This is a genomic window from Trinickia sp. NRRL B-1857, assembly GCF_050470685.1.
GTDB lineage: Bacteria > Pseudomonadota > Gammaproteobacteria > Burkholderiales > Burkholderiaceae > Trinickia.
On sequence record NZ_JBFLUK010000011.1, the window covers coordinates 1030967 to 1046677 of the forward strand.

General features: G+C 63.3%; 13 protein-coding genes. 12 read left to right on the forward strand and 1 reads right to left on the reverse strand.

Features of this window, described 5'->3' with window-relative positions; all coding sequences use genetic code 11:
* Positions 1-28 precede the first annotated feature (28 nt).
* From AB1286_RS25570 to AB1286_RS25610, 9 genes are all read left to right on the forward strand, one after another.
* Positions 29-1687 carry a ShlB/FhaC/HecB family hemolysin secretion/activation protein gene (locus tag AB1286_RS25570; protein ID WP_430366028.1) on the forward strand — a complete coding sequence of 553 codons (1659 nt, stop codon included), beginning with the start codon at positions 29-31 and terminating at the stop codon, positions 1685-1687.
* Between the two features lie 79 nt (positions 1688-1766).
* Positions 1767-3542, forward strand: coding sequence for a DUF2341 domain-containing protein (locus tag AB1286_RS25575; RefSeq protein WP_430366029.1), 1776 nt, complete (start codon positions 1767-1769; stop codon positions 3540-3542).
* A gap of 27 nt (positions 3543-3569) precedes the next feature.
* Positions 3570-3980 carry an ExbD/TolR family protein gene (locus AB1286_RS25580; protein WP_430366030.1) on the forward strand — a complete coding sequence of 137 codons (411 nt, stop codon included), beginning with the start codon at positions 3570-3572 and terminating at the stop codon, positions 3978-3980.
* Positions 3981-3989: 9 nt separating this feature from the next.
* Positions 3990-4688, forward strand: coding sequence for an energy transducer TonB family protein (locus AB1286_RS25585; RefSeq protein WP_430366031.1), 699 nt, complete (start codon positions 3990-3992; stop codon positions 4686-4688).
* 91 nt (positions 4689-4779) lie between these two features.
* A complete protein-coding gene (locus tag AB1286_RS25590) occupies positions 4780-6591 on the forward strand; it encodes a putative porin (RefSeq protein WP_430366032.1) in 1812 nt (603 codons plus the stop codon).
* Between the two features lie 2 nt (positions 6592-6593).
* The gene (locus AB1286_RS25595) at positions 6594-7280 is read left to right on the forward strand and encodes a hypothetical protein (protein ID WP_430366033.1); all 687 of its coding nucleotides are present in this window, start codon (positions 6594-6596) and stop codon (positions 7278-7280) included.
* 67 nt (positions 7281-7347) lie between these two features.
* Positions 7348-7938 carry a YbjN domain-containing protein gene (locus AB1286_RS25600; RefSeq protein WP_430366034.1) on the forward strand — a complete coding sequence of 197 codons (591 nt, stop codon included), beginning with the start codon at positions 7348-7350 and terminating at the stop codon, positions 7936-7938.
* A 22-nt stretch (positions 7939-7960) separates the two neighbouring features.
* The gene (locus AB1286_RS25605) at positions 7961-8704 is read left to right on the forward strand and encodes a hypothetical protein (RefSeq protein ID WP_430366035.1); all 744 of its coding nucleotides are present in this window, start codon (positions 7961-7963) and stop codon (positions 8702-8704) included.
* A 23-nt stretch (positions 8705-8727) separates the two neighbouring features.
* Entirely contained in the window at positions 8728-9144 is a 417-nt protein-coding gene (locus AB1286_RS25610; RefSeq protein ID WP_430366036.1) for a hypothetical protein, read from the forward strand.
* A 6-nt stretch (positions 9145-9150) separates the two neighbouring features.
* Here the strand turns inward: AB1286_RS25610 and AB1286_RS25615 are convergent, their stop codons facing one another.
* Positions 9151-9780: a TetR/AcrR family transcriptional regulator gene (locus tag AB1286_RS25615; RefSeq protein ID WP_430366037.1), complete on the reverse strand. Its 630-nt coding sequence runs from the start codon at positions 9778-9780 to the stop codon at positions 9151-9153.
* Between the two features lie 198 nt (positions 9781-9978).
* Between AB1286_RS25615 and AB1286_RS25620 the strand changes: the two genes are divergently transcribed.
* The 3 genes from AB1286_RS25620 to AB1286_RS25630 are packed head-to-tail and all read left to right on the forward strand — an operon-like array spanning position 9979 to position 15628.
* Positions 9979-11145 (forward strand): efflux RND transporter periplasmic adaptor subunit, encoded by a 1167-nt coding sequence (locus tag AB1286_RS25620; RefSeq protein WP_430366038.1) that lies wholly within the window; start codon positions 9979-9981, stop codon positions 11143-11145.
* 3 nt (positions 11146-11148) lie between these two features.
* Positions 11149-14226, forward strand: coding sequence for an efflux RND transporter permease subunit (locus tag AB1286_RS25625; RefSeq protein WP_430366039.1), 3078 nt, complete (start codon positions 11149-11151; stop codon positions 14224-14226).
* A complete protein-coding gene (locus AB1286_RS25630; RefSeq protein ID WP_430366040.1) occupies positions 14219-15628 on the forward strand; it encodes an efflux transporter outer membrane subunit in 1410 nt (469 codons plus the stop codon). The genes AB1286_RS25625 and AB1286_RS25630 overlap by 8 nt, the downstream gene beginning before the upstream one ends.
* Positions 15629-15711 lie beyond the last annotated feature (83 nt).

Consider the following 15711-nt stretch of genomic DNA (forward strand, 5'->3'; position numbering starts at 1 on the left):
AGGAATCGAATGAAAAGGGGAATGGCGCATGCCGCCGAGAGTTGACGGGGAACCGCGTGGACGCAAGTGGTCACGGCACGGCCGCCTGGCGGGCGTCGCCGTGATGAGCGGGCTCAGCTTGGCCTTCCCTGCGCGTGCGCAGGAGGCTGCCGGCACGAAGAACGATGCGTCCGCGCATACGAGTGCGCCGCGCGTCTTCGACGTGAACGAGTACATCGTGCGCGGCAATACGACATTGGCTAGCTTGGACGTCGAGAAAGCGGTGTACCCCTTCGAGGGCCCTGGCCGCACGCTCGATGACGTCAACGCGGCGCGCGACGCGCTGCAAAAGGTGTATCAAGACAAAGGGTATCAGTCGGTCGTCGTCGAGTTGCCGCCGCAAGAGGTCAACAATGGGGTGATCGTCTTGCAGGTCGTCGAGACGAGGGTGGGGCGCGTGCATGTGGAAGGGGCGAAGTACGACTCGCCGCTTCGCATCCGCGATGCCGTGCCCGCGCTGGCCGAAGGCAAGGTGCCCGACTTCGGCGCCGCCCAACAGCAATTGGCCGACTTGAACCGCACGGCAGACCGGCAAGTCATTCCGCTGCTCAAGCCCGGTTCGATGCCGCAAACGGTGGATGTCGACTTGAAGGTCGACGACCACAGCCCGGTTCACGGCTCGATCGACTTAAACAACGACAACAGTCCGGGAACCTCGACGCTGCGCACGAGCGCGACGTTCAGCTACTCGAACCTGTGGCAGCTTGGCCATGTCCTGTCGGGTACGTATTTGATTGCCCCTCAGCATCCGAACGATGCGCGCGTATTTTCGTTTTCATACTTGGCGCCGCTGCGGGACTCCCATTGGAGTTTGCTGGCGACGGTCGTGCACTCGGACAGCAACGTCGCATCCGTCGCCGATACGAACGTGCTCGGAAAGGGTACGACATTCGGTCTGACGGCGATCTATACGTTACCGACCACGGACACGTATGCGCAATCGCTCAGCGTGGAAATCGACCGTAAGCATTTCGACGAAACCGTCAGCGTAGCAGGCGAAAAATCCACGGTGCCGCTGACGTACGTGCCGGTGACGGTGGCCTACAACAGCCAGCTCAGTCTGAAGCAATCGCAGACGAGCTTCAGCGCATCGCTGACCACGAATATTCGCGGCATCGGTAGCGATTGGAGCACGTGGGATAGCAAGCGCTACAACGCGCAGCCGGATTTTATCTACGGAAAGTTCGATATCGATCATACGCAGCAGCTCGGCCACGACATGAAGGCGCGCGCCCATGTCACGGCGCAGTTGGCCGATTCGCCGCTCGTCTCGAGCGAGCAGTTCTCGGCGGGCGGCATGAGTAGCGTGCGCGGCTACATGCAGGCCGAGGACACGGCCGATAGCGGTGTGATCGGTTCGTTGGAGCTCGTGAGTCCGTCGGTGAGCAAGTGGCTCGGCTCCGCAGTGGGCGGCCATGTCGGCGAATGGCGTTTCCATGCGTTCGTCGATGCCGCGCATCTTTGGCTGCTAAGCCCGCTGCCGGAACAGACGTCGAGCTTCAATTTACTGAGCGTCGGGGTGGGGACACGCATGCAGATGCTCAAGTACGCGAGTGCGGATTTCGAAGCAGGGTGGCCGCTCAAGCCTGGGGTCTACACGCGGGCCTATAGCCCGCGCTTCGACTTTTACGTGCGGCTGGGTTTTTGAGGACGGTTTAGGTCGATGCGCGCCGGCTTGTGTCGGCGCGGTCTAATCGGGGGATATGGTGAAGCGAGCATTGGTGTTGATGTTGACTGCCCTGCTGGGTTTGTTGCCCGGTGTGGCGAACGCGTGGTGGCAATCGGATTGGGCGTATCGCAAGGCGATCACGATCGATATGAGCCCGAAGGGCGCCAACGTGACGAACTTCTCGGGCCGCATGCCGTTGTTGATTCGCCTGCATTCGGGCAATTTTCAGTTCGACGGGCTGGCCGATAACGGCGCCGACATTCGGTTTGTCGCGGCGGACGACAAGACGCCGTTGAACTACGCCATCGAACAATACGACCCGGTGCTCGGCGTCGCATTGATTTGGATCGACGTGCCGGCGATGCCGGCCGGCGCGGCGCAGTCGATCTGGATGTACTACGGCAACAAGAAGAGCGTCGATGCGGGCAAGGCCGCGCAAGTGTTCGATCCCGATTACACGCTCGTCTATCACTTCGACGACGCGGCCGGTACGCCGCCGAAGGACGCAACGGCCTATGCGAACAACGGTCGCAATGCCGCGTTTAAAACCATCGAGGACGGCATCGTCGGCAAAGCTGCCCGCTTTGACGGCACCGGCACCCTCGCATTGCCCGCGTCGCCGTCGCTCGACGAAGCGGCCGGCTCGAACTTCACGTTCAGCGCTTGGGTGAAGCCCGCCGCCCTTGGGCCGAATGTGTTGCTCTATAGCAAGCGCGATCAAAGCGCCGCGCTGCTGATCGGCTTGGATAACGGCGTGCCGTTTGCGGAAGTCGACGGTGGCGCCGCGCCGATTCGTACCCCGGCCGGTACGGCCGTCCCCGTCAATCAATGGAGTCACCTCGCGGTCACAGCCGACGGCAAGACACTCACCGTCTACGTCAACGGCAAGGAGATCTCCCGGATCGCGGCGACGTTGCCGGCTTTGACCGGCCCGGCAGCGGTGGCCGGAGACGTCGGTGGTGCATCGGGCGGCTTTACGGGCTACAGCGGCGCGATCGACGAGTTGCGCCTCTCGAAGGTGGCGCGTCCGGCCGAGGCGATCGCGCTCGAAGCCTTGTCCGAAGGCTCGGAATCGAAACTCATCGGCTATGGCGCCGACGAAAAGCAGTCGGGCTTCGGCTTCGGCTACTTCGGCGTGATCGTCCATTCCGTGACGATCGATGCCTGGGTCGTCATCGGCATCTTGCTGGTGATGGCGGCGATCTCGTGGATCGTCATGTGGACGAAGGCGCAATACGTCGGCACGGTCGACAAAGCCAACGAATTCTTCGTGCAGCGGTTCCGGCAGGTCGCGGGCAAGCACCTGGTGGGTCTCGCTCATACGGCCGAGGCGAGCGACGAAGGCCGGCGGCTTGCCCGATCCTCGCTCTATCGGCTCTATAAGGCGGGCGTTGCGGAAATCCACAGCCGCGTGGACGACAACGGCCGTACCGTCATCACCTCGGAATCGATCGAAGCTATCCGCGCGTCGATGGATGCGACGCTCGTACGCGAAAACCAACGGCTGTCGAAATCGATGGTGCTGCTCACGATCGCGATCTCGGGCGGCCCCTTCCTCGGGCTGCTCGGGACCGTGGTGGGCGTGATGATCACGTTCGCCGCGATCGCGGCGGCCGGCGACGTCAACGTCAACGCGATCGCGCCCGGTATCGCGGCCGCGCTGCTGGCGACGGTCACGGGCTTGTTCGTCGCGATCCCCGCCTTGTTCGGCTACAACTATCTGCTCATTCGCAACAAGAACGTGACCGCGAACATGCAAGTGTTCGTCGACGAGTTCGTCACGCGGCTCGCCGAGGCGCATCGCGCGCCCGATCACGCGCTGCTCGCGGATTGAACGGACTGAGCCCAAGCGGAGGACATCATGCAGGTTCAGGACGACGATAAGCCGTACGACGACATCAACATCACGCCGATGCTCGATCTGGCGTACGTGCTGCTGATCATCTTCATCATCATGACGACGGCATCGGTGCAGGGCATTCGCGTCGATCTGCCGAAGGCGAGCTCGGCGGCGAGCCTCGCCAAGCCGAAGACTAAAGCGATCACGGTGGCCGACTCCGGCCAGATTTATCTGGACGCCTACCCCGTCACGATGGACGAACTGGAAAGTCGGCTGCGCACCGAGAAGGCCAGCAACCCCGAGTTTCCGATCGTGCTCAAAGGCGATGCGGCCGTGCAGTACCAGAAGGTGATGGACGTCCTCGATCTGCTGCGGCGATTGGACTTGTCGCAAGTCGGCCTCGTCACGGGCCGCGCGAAACAAGGCGGATAGGGGCCCACGATGGAGATGGCATATCAGGGCGGCCCGTCGGGTAAAGGCCCGCTGCGTTACGTCAAGCCGGTAGCGATCGGGCTCGTGGTGGTGGGTCTGGCCGCGCTCATTTGGCGCTTCGCGTCCGATACGGCGGGTGTGAAGCGCACGACGGCGCCGCAAGTGACGACCGTCATTCCGCTGCCGCCGCCCCCGCCGCCGCCGAAACAAAAGCCGCCGCCCGAGAAGGTCAAGGAAGAAACCAAGACGCCGGTCGACAAGCCGACTATCGCGCCGAAGCCTGCGGAGGCCCCGAAGCCCAGCGACAACCAACCGAAGCAAATGACGATGAACGCGCCTGCGCAAGCCGGCACCGATAGCTTCGGCATCAGCGCGGGGGACGGCTCGGGCAATGTGGGTAGCGGCGGGGGCGGACGCTTCGGCAACGCGAGCTACGCGCAATACATGGTCTACGTACTCCAGCGCGCGATCGAGCAGGACAAGGGCGTACAGGAGGCCGGGGGCGCGCGCTTCACGGGCAGCCTCAGCTTGTGGATGGACGCGTCGGGGCGGATCACGAAGGTCGCCGTCGTGCAATCGACGGGCGACGAGAAGATGGACGCGGCGGTTGTCGCAGCCATCGAAGCGTTAGGCAAGGTGGACGAGGCGCCGCCGCCGGCCACGACGTATCCCGTGCTCGTGAAGCTGCAAGGACACAAGCCGATATAGCGCGACGCGGTGCAAGCGAATGCGCAGGACGAGGCCGGTCCCCAGCCGGGGCCAACGCCGACAAGAACAGCAGTTACGCGGAGAGATTTTAATGATTCGGAAGACACATCGACGGGGTTCCCGGCGCGCCGACGCTCGCATCTTCGCACCGCCGCTTTCGCGGATGAGCGCGACGCTGCTTACGCTCGGGCTCGTTTGCGCGGGCACGGTGCACGCGCAATCGCTCGCGACGCAAGCGGCTTCGGGTAAAGCCGCGCCGACTGAAAGCACGGTGATCAATCTGATCAATCTGCTCGTCAAGCGCGGTGTCATCACGCAGGCCAACGCGAACGATCTGATTCAAGAGGCACAGGCGGAGGCGGCGCAAGCGAAGGCGGCGAACGTATCCCGTGGGCCCCGCACGGCGGCCGTCGTGAACGGACCCACGCAACCTGGGGACGTGGCGGTGCCGTATGTGCCGCAGGTCGTGCGCGACCAGATCAAGGATGAGGTCAAGCAGGAAGTCATGGCCCAAGCGAAGGCCGAGAACTGGGCGCAGCCCAATACGTTCCCGGATTGGGTGTCGCGCATCACGCTCGACGGCGATCTGCGCGTGCGGGATGAATACCGCTTGTTCAGCGGCCGCAACGCGAACAACGTGACGAACTTCGCGGCGATCAACCAGGGCGGCGGCTTCGACGTCAATTCGAACACGAACAACGCGCAGGTGCCGACGCTGAATACGACCGGCAATCGCAACAACCTCGAGCGCTTCCGCGCCCGCCTCGGCGTGACCGCGCAGCTCTCGGATCAGTTCAAGGCCGGCATTGGTCTCGCCTCCGGTAACGACAACGGGCCGGTATCGACGACGGCAACAGCCGGCGGCGGATTCTCGAAGAAGAACATCTGGCTGAACAAGGCATTCTTCGCTTACCAACCGACGCCGTGGTTGAACGTGGTTGCGGGCCGCTTCGACAATCCGTTCTTCTCGTCGGATCTGCTCTTTTCCAGCGACTTGGAAATGGACGGGCTGGCCGCCCGCTTCGTGCATGCGCTGCCGTCCAATCGCGACGTCACGTTGTTCGGCACGCTCGGTCTATTCCCGATCCAATATACGGCTGACAACTTCCCCTCGAACAGCACGCAGAAGGTGGGCGGCGATACCAAGTGGATGCTCGGCGCGCAATTCGGCGCGCAGTGGAAGATCGACCAGCACAATACGGTGAAGGGTGCGATCGCCTATTACGATTTCCAAAACATGCGCGGGACGTTGTCGTCGCCGTGTGCGCTTTATGCGGGCGTGACGAGTTGCAGCACCGATAACGAAGCGCCGACTTTCATGCAAGGCGGCAATACGCTGCTGGCATTGCGCAATATCGTGCAGAACCCCAATCTGGCGCCGGGGGCGACTCCCGAGCCGCAATTGTTCGGCCTCGCTTACAACTACCGTTTGCTCGATTTGAAGGGGCAATGGGATACCGTGGTGGCGGATCGGCTAAAGCTGCGTCTTGACGGCGAGTATGTTCGCAATCTCGCCTATAACGAAGACAAGGCGTTCAACGCGGCGTCGTTGCCCGTGAACAACTACGATTCGACCTCCATCAACGCCACGCGCAACGACTACCGGAGTGGGCCGAACGGATATTTCGCGAAAGTGACGTTGGGCGAGCCGGAGCCGAGTTCGAAGGGACAATGGAATTTCTCGCTGGGCTACAAGTACTTGCAGCCCGACGCGACGCTCGATGCGCTCAACGATCCAGACTTCCACCTCGGCGGCACCAATGCGCGCGGCTATATCTTGAGCGCGGCTTATGCGGTCGCCCGCGATACTTGGCTGTCGGCGCGGTATCTCAGCGCGCGGGAAGTGTATGGGCCGCCCGAATCGATCGACGTGTTGCAACTTGAGCTCAACGCGAGATTCTGACGATGAAGACGGTTCACCACCTCGCCATAGCCGCGCATGTCGCCGGTGCATTGTTTTACGCCGGCGGCGCGCATGCGCAAAGCATCGAAGACAAGCTGCGGGCGCAACTGCGCTTGACGATCATGCAGCTGCGACAGCTGCAAGACACCCAAACGCAGCTTCAGACCGACAAAACGACGGCGGAGCAGCAGCGAGACAGCGCGCTCGCCCAAGTGAAGGCGCTGCAAGCGCAGCTTGCGGCGGCCCAGGGCAGCTCAGGCGCCTTGGCCGCGGCCGACCGGGCGCTCGTGCAAGAGAAAGCCAGCCACGCACGCGATGCGCTCGAACTGTCAAAGTACAAGACGTCGTACGAAGCGCTTGTTTCGTCGGCGCACGCAGCCGAGGCGCAGCGCACCGCGTTGGCGAGCGCAGCTTCGGAGCAAGACGCACGGTTGAAGGCATGCGAGGCGAAAAACGCCGATTTGTACCGCATCGGGCATGAAATCCTCGATGCATATGAACACGTGGGTATCGGCACGATCTTCGGCTCACGTGAGCCGTTCGCGCAAAAGGCACGCGTGAAGTACGACGAGATTGGCGAGCGCTACGGCGATTCGTTGTACGGCGCTAAGTACAACCCGGCGGCGAATCCGGCGCAAAGCGCATCGGGTGCGGCAGCGGCCGGTGCGGCGTCGGCCGCACGGCCTTGATCCGCCCGGCGCAATCTGTCCGACTGGCGCCATCCACCCATTAAATAACGACCTTGAGGATTTTCAAATGAACGAGCAAACGACGAACGCCGGCGGCAACGCAATCGAGCAAGACGGTTGGATCGAGGCGATCGGCATCGAGGAGCTTGCCGATCTGTTCCGCGGCGCCGGCTACCGCGTGACCGCCGCGGAACAAAACGGCATTGTCCAATTGATGAGCGCGAGCCAAGGCATCGGATTCGCCGTGCGCTTCGGCAACGTCGCATCGGCCATGCTCGAGCAGCAGGCCATCGGCGGCGTGCAACCGAATGCCGTCCGCTATCTCGACTACACGCTGAGCTGTGTCATGCAAGTGCAGGGCGAACTGCCGGTCGAACTCGTCGCTAGCTGGAATCGAACGAAGCGCTTTGCGCGGCTGGCGAGCCACGGCGCGTTTCTCGCGCTTGAGATGGATGTCGTCGTGGCGGGCGGGGTGAGCGCACGTCACCTGCGCTCGATGATCGAGCTTTGGGATCGCCTCATTCAAGAGTTTTTGCTTCATCTTCGCAATCGCCCCGCAATGGCGGCGCAATCGACGCCCTCGAGCACAGGCGCCGATATGCCGGAGGGCGCCGCCCCGGCGCAAGGCGAGGCGTCGTCGGCCGCAACGCTGCAATGAGCGCTCGATTCGCGAACCGACTATGACGGGACCGCGTGCGCAACGCTCGCTAAGCGTCGATGCGAGCGGTTGCATCGCCTACGAAGGGCGCTTCCCCTCGCATTGCCCGTTGTGCTTCGCGCCGTTGACGCTGGTGGCTCAGATGCCGGGGTATGCGCGGCATGCACACGCACGTCAGGCGGCGCAGTGCGTATTGACGACCGACCAGTATCAGCCTCGCGATTTGACTGCGCGCGTGCAACGCAATGCGCAGGCGGCCACGTCGAACCGTGGGCGGTTCGTACAGGACTGGGAGCGGCATTACGCGCTGATCAAGCATCTGTGCCCGACGTTGACCATCACGCGTATGACGACCGCGCTGGCCTATGCCGACGTGCTTGGCGTATGGTCGTATCCAGCCCTTCGCGAGGAGACGATCGCGCCTTTGTTGCTCGCGCTTTCCGGTTTCATGCGATTGAGCCAATACGTCGAGCCACCCGAGATCCCAGGTAAAAGCGTGCGCTGGCTGCGGTTTTGGTTCGATGCAAGCGTGCGCGATATCGGCGATCTATGGGCGCCTCGTTCCGACGCGCCGGGTTTTTTCCGGGTCGAGTACGGCGAGCCCGAGGAGACGCCGTTTCCCACAGGAGGCCAAGTCGTGCGATGGACGATGCTTCACGACATCCCATCCATGTGGGCAGACCTCGGATCCGAAGCGGGTGCGGCGGTCACGCCGGGCGAACGCCATGCATTCGAGCGCTTCATCAAACAGTCGCGAGACGCATGAACGGCTCGCTGAAGGAATACGGCATGGTAGCGAGACGAAAACAGCCGAACGCCCCGAGTGCGGGTACGACGAGCAAGACGGTCTTGGCAATCGGTACGGCGCTCGCCGCGGTGTTGTTGCAAGCACCGGCGGGCGCGCCGCGCGCGCAAACGGGCGGGGCGGCGGCCTCGGCGCCCGCTGGGAAAAAATCCGTCTGCGTGGACGCACAAGTTCAAGGGCAGCGGGCGCTGTCCTACGACTGCTTGGCCGAGCAACTGAAGCCGAAGCCGGCGGTCTCATCGGGCGCATCGCAAAGCGCCGCGGAGGGGCTGGCGAAATCGCCTTCGAATCGCTTGGGCACCTTCAATCTATCGACCGAGCGCAACCGCTTCGGCTCGAACTGGGGCAAATCGGCGACGCCGCAACGGCCCGCGCCACCCGTGGTCGTGCCGCCGAAATGAGCGCGCTTAGGCGGCGGCCCGCTTGAATCCGACCAGATGATGGGCGAGCGCGACGCATGCGCGCTGCGCCGAAAGCGGGTCCTTTCCGGCCAAAATCAGATCGTCGATCACGCCGAGCACGCCCCGAAACAGAAACGTCGCGCTGACATGCGCATTGGGCGATGCCCATATGCCGTGCGTGTGCCCTTGCTTGATCAGCGCCGTCAGCTCGACCATAAAGGCGCGGTCGGAGGCCGTCCAGCGCGGCGACTCCGGGCCGAACACGACATCGTGCAACGGCCCCATCTTCACATAGCCCTCGGCTGCGGCCTTGACCCAGGTCTCGAGCCTGCGCGGCAAATCGTCGGCGGGACAAGCGGCCATCGATTCGTCGATATGCGACTGGAATGCCTCGATCACGCTTTCGCGCAATGCGACAAGCAATGCCGCCTTCGATTCGTAATGGTGATAGAAGGTGCCTTTCGCGGTGCCGGCCAGTAAAACGATTTCGTCGACGGTCGTCTCCTCGACCCCTTTCTCGACGAACAACGACGCGGCCGCATCCAGGAGCTTCTTCGCGCTTCGCAGCCCTCGCGGCTGGGACCGGCGCTGAGTGGCCGTTTCTGCCCCGGCCGTTTCCTTTGTGGTGGACGTCAAAAGCATTTCTCGCATCGATATCGGTTGATCTTCCGTGCGACGGCGCGGGGCGCCGGATATGCACGTTCGCATAGTTTATCTCGCGGCCACCGGCGTAGACGCGCGTGTCAAATCGCCACGTTGACGAAACCGACTGTTAGTCGAATAATGGCACAATACCGACTGATAGTCGGATTCAATTTATGCCGGGAGTCCGTGATGACCGAACATTCGCCGAAAGGGGCGGCGACGCCTGCCGCGCGGGGCACGTCGTGGAAAGCGCTCGTTGCGACCGCGCTCATGGTGCTTGTCGTGGCCGCCGCGCTCTGGTTTTGGCGCGCGAGCCGCGCTGCTTCGCCGGGCTGGTCGGGCGGCGGGCCCATCGATGTCGCGGCCATGACGCTCAAATCGGGACCCGTGCCCGTGAGCATCGAGGCGGTGGGGGAGTTGCGCGCGGTTCGTCAGGTCAGTGTGGCCAATGAAATTCCCGGCCGCATTCGCGAGATCGGTTTCGAGTCGGGCCAGCGCGCGAACGCGGGCGTCGCTTTGATTCAGCTAGACGATTCGACGGAACAGGCGAACCTCGTAGCGGCGAAAGCCAGCGCCGTATTTGCCCAGCAACAATGGCAGCGCGCCAATGAGTTGTCCGCCGTCGGCGCCACGTCGAAAGAGTTGTTGCAGCAAAGGCGGGCCGAGCGCGATCAGGCCGCCGCTCAAGTGCAGAAAATCGAAACGCGCATCCGAAAGATGCGCGTTCGCGCGCCGTTCTCGGGCGAACTGGGTCTGCGCAAGGTCGATCTCGGGCAGTACCTGAACGCGGGCGATGCGATCGTCACGCTGACGGATCTCGGCACGCTCTATGTGAATTTCGACGTGCCGCAGCGGCAATTGGAGCGGCTACGGGTCGGGCAACGCGTGACGGTCAAGGCCGATGCGCTCGACGGATCGCCGCAATTGGCCACGATCGATGCGATCGAACCGCAGGTCAGCAACGATACGCGCAACGCGACCGTTCAGGCAACTTTGAACAACAAGAGCGGCGTGCTGCGGCCCGGGATGTATGTCAGCGTCGCGGTGGCCCTGCCGCCCGAGCCCGATGCGCTGCTCGTGCCGGCGACGGCCGTTATGACGTCGGCCTCGGGTAATGCGGCGGCGGTGATTCGGGGTTTGTCGGCCAACCGCATGGGCAAGGCCGAAATCGTGCCGATCACGACGGGACGCCGCATCGGCGACGAGATCGTGGTCGTCGACGGGTTGAAGTCGGGCGACGTCGTCATTACCGAGGGGCAACTGCGTATTCGGCCTGGTGCCGCGGTGCATGTCGTCGATGCCAAGCCGAACGACGCAGGTGCGAAGTCGAGCGGTACGGAGGCCACCGGGAGCTGATCGATGAAATTCACCGACTTGTTCATCCAGCGCCCGATTCTCTCGGTCACGCTGAGCTTGCTGATTCTGCTGACCGGTATCGCTTCGCTCGTATCGCTGCCGACGCGCGAATATCCGAAGATGGAAAGCGCGACGATCACGGTTACGACGCTGTATCCCGGCGCGAGCCAGGAGGTGATGCAAGGTTTCGTGACGACGCCGATCGCGCAGGCGATCGCGTCCGCGAACGGCATCGAGTATTTGACGTCTACGTCCACGCAAGGGCGCAGCGAGATCAAGGCGAAGCTCATATTGAACGCCAATGCCGATCGCGCGATGACAGAAGTGCTCGCGAAGATCCAACAAGTGAAATACAAGCTGCCGCGCGACGCTTACGATCCCGTCATCGGCAAGGTAACGGACGGGGTCTCCGCCGTGCAGTATCTGGCGTTCGTCGGCGACAAGGACAAGATTCCTCAGATCACCGACTTCATCACGCGCGTCGCGCAACCGTTGATTACGTCCGTGCCGGGCGTCGCATCGGCCGATATCGTCGGCGGGCAAACGATCGCGATGCGGCTGTGGGTCGATCCCGTCAAGCTGGCCGCGCATGGCCTCGCGGCCAGCGATCTCGCCGATGCGCTGCGCGCCAACAACGTGCAGGCGGCACCGGGCGCGCTGAAGGGCGCGGGCACCGTGGTGCCGATTACGGCCTCGACCGATATGCGCAGCATCGCGGGTTTCCGCGAGATGGTGATCAAGCACACCGCGAACAGCGTCGTGCGTTTGTCGGATGTGGCCACTGTCGAGATCGGCGGCGAAAACTACGACAGCAGCTTCTTTTACAACGGCGCGCCGTCGGTTGCGTTGGCGATTTCGCCGACGCCGGACGGCAATCCGCTCACGATCGTAGCCGGCGTGGACAAGCTGTTGCCCGACCTCCAGCGCGCGGCGCCGCCGGGCTTGAAAATCGTCAATGCGTTCGACACCGCGAGCTTCGTCAACGCTTCGATCGAGGAAGTCATTCATACCTTGATCGAGGCGATCGTCATCGTCGTGCTCGTCATCTTCCTATTTCTTGGCACGCTACGCGCGGTCGTCATTCCGATCATCACGATTCCGCTGTCATTGGTGGGCACGGCGGCGCTCATGCTCGTTTGCGGGTTTTCGTTGAACCTCTTGACGTTGCTGGCGATGGTGCTCGCGATCGGGCTCGTCGTGGACGATGCGATCGTCGTCGTCGAGAACATCCATCGGCACATCGAAGACGGTCTTTCCCCCGCGCGTGCGGCATTGCTCGGCGCCCGGGAGATCATCTGGCCCGTCATCGGCATGACCATCACGTTGGCAGCCGTTTATGCGCCGATCGGGCTCATGGGCGGGCTCACGGGGGCGCTGTTCAAGGAGTTCGCCTTTACGCTCGCCTGCGCGGTGATCGTCTCGGGCGTCATCGCGCTGACCCTCTCGCCGATGATGAGCAGCTTCCTGCTTAGCTCGAAGCTCAGCGAGGGCTACCTGGCCAAGCGCGTCGAGCATATCGTGCAGGGGCTCACCCGACGCTACGGCAACTTACTCGCGCGAACGCTGCACGCGCGCGCGGCCGTGCTGCTCGTTTGCGTGGCCGTGCTCGCGGGTATCGTATTCATGTTTCTCGGCGTACAGCGCGAACTCGCGCCTACCGAGGACCAGGGCTACGTATTCGTTCAGACGAAGGCGCCCCAGTATGCGAACGTGCACTACACCGAGCAAGTGTCGTCGCGGGTCGAGGCGGTATTCCGACGGTTTTCGGACTATCACAGCAGCTTTCTTTATAACGGCAGCGACGGGCAGAACAACGGTTTCGGCGGCATCGTGCTGAAACCGTGGTCCACGCGCGCTCAATCGGCGGGACAAGTGCAGGCCGCATTGAATCAAAGCAGCGCCGGTATTACAGGGGCATTCGTCACGGCGTTTCAGCCGCCCGCCTTGCCGGCCGGAAGCGGTGGACTTCCGGTACAAATGGTCGTGCGCGCACCGACTGACTTCGCCACGCTGTACGGCGCGATGGAAGGCATTAAAGGCGCGGCCTGGGGCAGTGGGCTATTCGCGTTCGTCGATAGCGACGTCGCATTCGACAGCCCCCAGGCGCATTTGACGATCAATGCGACGAAGGCCGGCGAGATGGGAATCGCCATGTCGGATATCGCCTCCACGCTGGCCACGCTCGTCGGCGAAAACTATATCAATCGCTTCAATTGGTTCGATCGTTCCTATGATGTGATCGCCCAGGTACCCCAGCGCGATCGTCGCGCGCCGGGCGATTTGACCGGCTATTACGTGCGCGCGCAGTCGGGCAAGCTCGTGCCGCTGTCTACGGTCGTCGACGTGCAGGTGGCACCGGCGGCCAACCGGCTACCGCAGTTCAATCAAATGAACGCGGTCACGTTATCGGGCGTGCTCTTGCCGGGCGTGACGATGGGCCAAGCCGTCGATTTTCTCGAACGTCAGCCGCTTCCGCCCGGCGCGAAAATCGATTGGCTTTCCGATAGCCGTCAATTCGTCACGGAGGGCAATCGGTTGACGGTGTCGTTCTGTTTCGCGCTCGTCGTCATCTTTCTGGTACTGGCCGCCCAGTTCGAAAGCCTGCGCGATCCGCTCGTCATTCTGGTGACGGTACCGCTTGCCGTTTGCGGTGCGCTCGTGCCGCTATGGCTCGGCTTCGGGACGCTGAACATTTATACGCAGATCGGACTCGTCACGCTGATCGGATTGATCTCGAAGCACGGCATCCTCATGGTCTCGTTCGCGAACGACATCCAACTGCGCGAAGCAGTGGGTCCGGCCCAGGCCATTTTGAAAGCGGCCGTCATCCGGATGCGGCCCGTCTTGATGACGACGGCCGCGATGGTGACCGGGTTGATTCCGCTCCTATTCGCGGGCGGCGCCGGCGCCGCGAGCCGGTTCGCGATCGGTATCGTCGTTGTCGCGGGCATGCTCGTCGGGACGCTCTTTACGCTGTTCGTGCTGCCGACGATCTATAGCCTCATCGCCAAGGACCATCGTCAGCATGCCATGTCGACGCGTGCCCAAGAACTCGAGCGCGAGGTGTCGAGCCATGCGTAACCCGCGTGTTGCGTTATTGCCCGCGCTGCTCTGCGCATTGGCGGCCGGCGGGTGCGCCGTCGGCCCCGATTACGTGGCGCCTAAACCGCCCGCGCAGGCAAACGGCGCGTTTTTAAGCACCGGCGATACCGCCACTACCGCGCCGTTGCCGCATGACTGGTGGCGGTTATACGACGACGCCAATCTCGATGCGCTCGTCGAGCGCGCATTCGCCGCCAATACCGATTTGCGCGTCGCCGTGGCGAATCTCGAGCGCGAGCGGGGTGTGTTGTCCGAAGTCGATACCGCCCAGTTGCCGTCTACGCAGATTTCGGCGTCGAAGTCGTACGGCAATAATGCGTCGTCTGCGGGGCAGGCCTTGCCGTTGCCCAACAAGCAATGGACCTCGGCGGGCGCGTTCGCGGTTTCTTGGGAGATCGATTTGTTGGGCCGGGTGAGGCGCAGCGTCGAATCCGAGCGCGCGAACGTTCAAGCGGCCGAAGCATCGCGCGACGCCGTGCGCGCGATGGTGGCGGCCGAGACGACGCGCAATTACGTGGCGGCGTGTTCGCTCGCGGAATCGGTTGCCGCGGCGCATGCGTCGATCGACATCGCGCGCGAGACGTTGACGCTGACGCAACGGCAAGTCGACGCGGGCGCTGCCTCTACGTTCGATGCGGAACGTGCGGGGGCGTCGCTCGCCAGCACCGAGGCAACCTTACCGCCTCTCGAAGCGCAGCGGCAAAACGCGTTGTTCGCGCTGGCGGCGCTGGTCGGGGCGACCCCGGCGGAGGTGCCGGCCACCGCGGCGGAGTGCACGCACCCGCCGAAACTTGCCGGACCGATCCCCGTCGAAGACGGCGCGGCGCTGTTGCGACGCCGCCCCGACGTGCGCCAAGCCGAGCGGAAGCTCGCGGCCGATACGGCGAGTATCGGCGTGGCGGTGGCCGATCTCTATCCGCGCTTTTCGCTCAACGGAGCCGTGAGCTATTTACGCGGCGGGACGTCGAGCGGCAGCGTCGCGACGCCCGCTTGGACGTTCGGCGTCGGTCCCGCGCTAAGCTGGAGTTTTCCGAACATCGGCGTGGCGCGCGCGCGGGTCAAGCAAGCGAGGGCGCAAACGCAGGCGTCGCTCGCGAGTTTCGATGGGGCGGTGTTGACGGCGCTGCGTGAAGTCGAACAGGCGCTGACGAGCCTCGGGGCGCAGCAGCGGCGTTATGCGTCGCTAGAACAAGCGGACGCTCGTACGCGCCGCGCTTATGAGCTGGCAAACGACCGCTATCGGGCAGGCAATATCTCGCAGCTCGAATTGCTCGATGCGAGCCGAGATCGCGTAGCGGCGCAGGCTGCGTTGGCGGATTCCGCGGTGTCGTTGAATGCGGCGCGCGTGGACTTGTTCAAGGCGCTCGGCGGTGGGTGGTAGAGGGCGCCAGAATACGAAAGGGAGCCTGGAGGGGGGCGACGCAATCGATGATCGCGGTATGCTCGGTTCGCGGAGATGCGCCA

Excerpts from the sequence above, each read along its gene's own strand:
- AB1286_RS25600 (WP_430366034.1), top strand. The coding sequence starts at position 7,348 with ATGAACGAGCAAACGACGAACGCCGGCGGCAACGCAATCGAGCAAGAC.
- AB1286_RS25595 (WP_430366033.1), top strand. The coding sequence starts at position 6,594 with ATGAAGACGGTTCACCACCTCGCCATAGCCGCGCATGTCGCCGGTGCA.
- AB1286_RS25610 (WP_430366036.1), top strand. The coding sequence starts at position 8,728 with ATGGTAGCGAGACGAAAACAGCCGAACGCCCCGAGTGCGGGTACGACG.
- AB1286_RS25590 (WP_430366032.1), top strand. The coding sequence starts at position 4,780 with ATGATTCGGAAGACACATCGACGGGGTTCCCGGCGCGCCGACGCTCGC.
- AB1286_RS25570 (WP_430366028.1), top strand. The coding sequence starts at position 29 with ATGCCGCCGAGAGTTGACGGGGAACCGCGTGGACGCAAGTGGTCACGG.
- AB1286_RS25620 (WP_430366038.1), top strand. The coding sequence starts at position 9,979 with ATGACCGAACATTCGCCGAAAGGGGCGGCGACGCCTGCCGCGCGGGGC.
- AB1286_RS25625 (WP_430366039.1), top strand. The coding sequence starts at position 11,149 with ATGAAATTCACCGACTTGTTCATCCAGCGCCCGATTCTCTCGGTCACG.
- AB1286_RS25575 (WP_430366029.1), top strand. The coding sequence starts at position 1,767 with ATGTTGACTGCCCTGCTGGGTTTGTTGCCCGGTGTGGCGAACGCGTGG.
- AB1286_RS25580 (WP_430366030.1), top strand. The coding sequence starts at position 3,570 with ATGCAGGTTCAGGACGACGATAAGCCGTACGACGACATCAACATCACG.
- AB1286_RS25585 (WP_430366031.1), top strand. The coding sequence starts at position 3,990 with ATGGAGATGGCATATCAGGGCGGCCCGTCGGGTAAAGGCCCGCTGCGT.
- AB1286_RS25605 (WP_430366035.1), top strand. The coding sequence starts at position 7,961 with ATGACGGGACCGCGTGCGCAACGCTCGCTAAGCGTCGATGCGAGCGGT.
- AB1286_RS25630 (WP_430366040.1), top strand. The coding sequence starts at position 14,219 with ATGCGTAACCCGCGTGTTGCGTTATTGCCCGCGCTGCTCTGCGCATTG.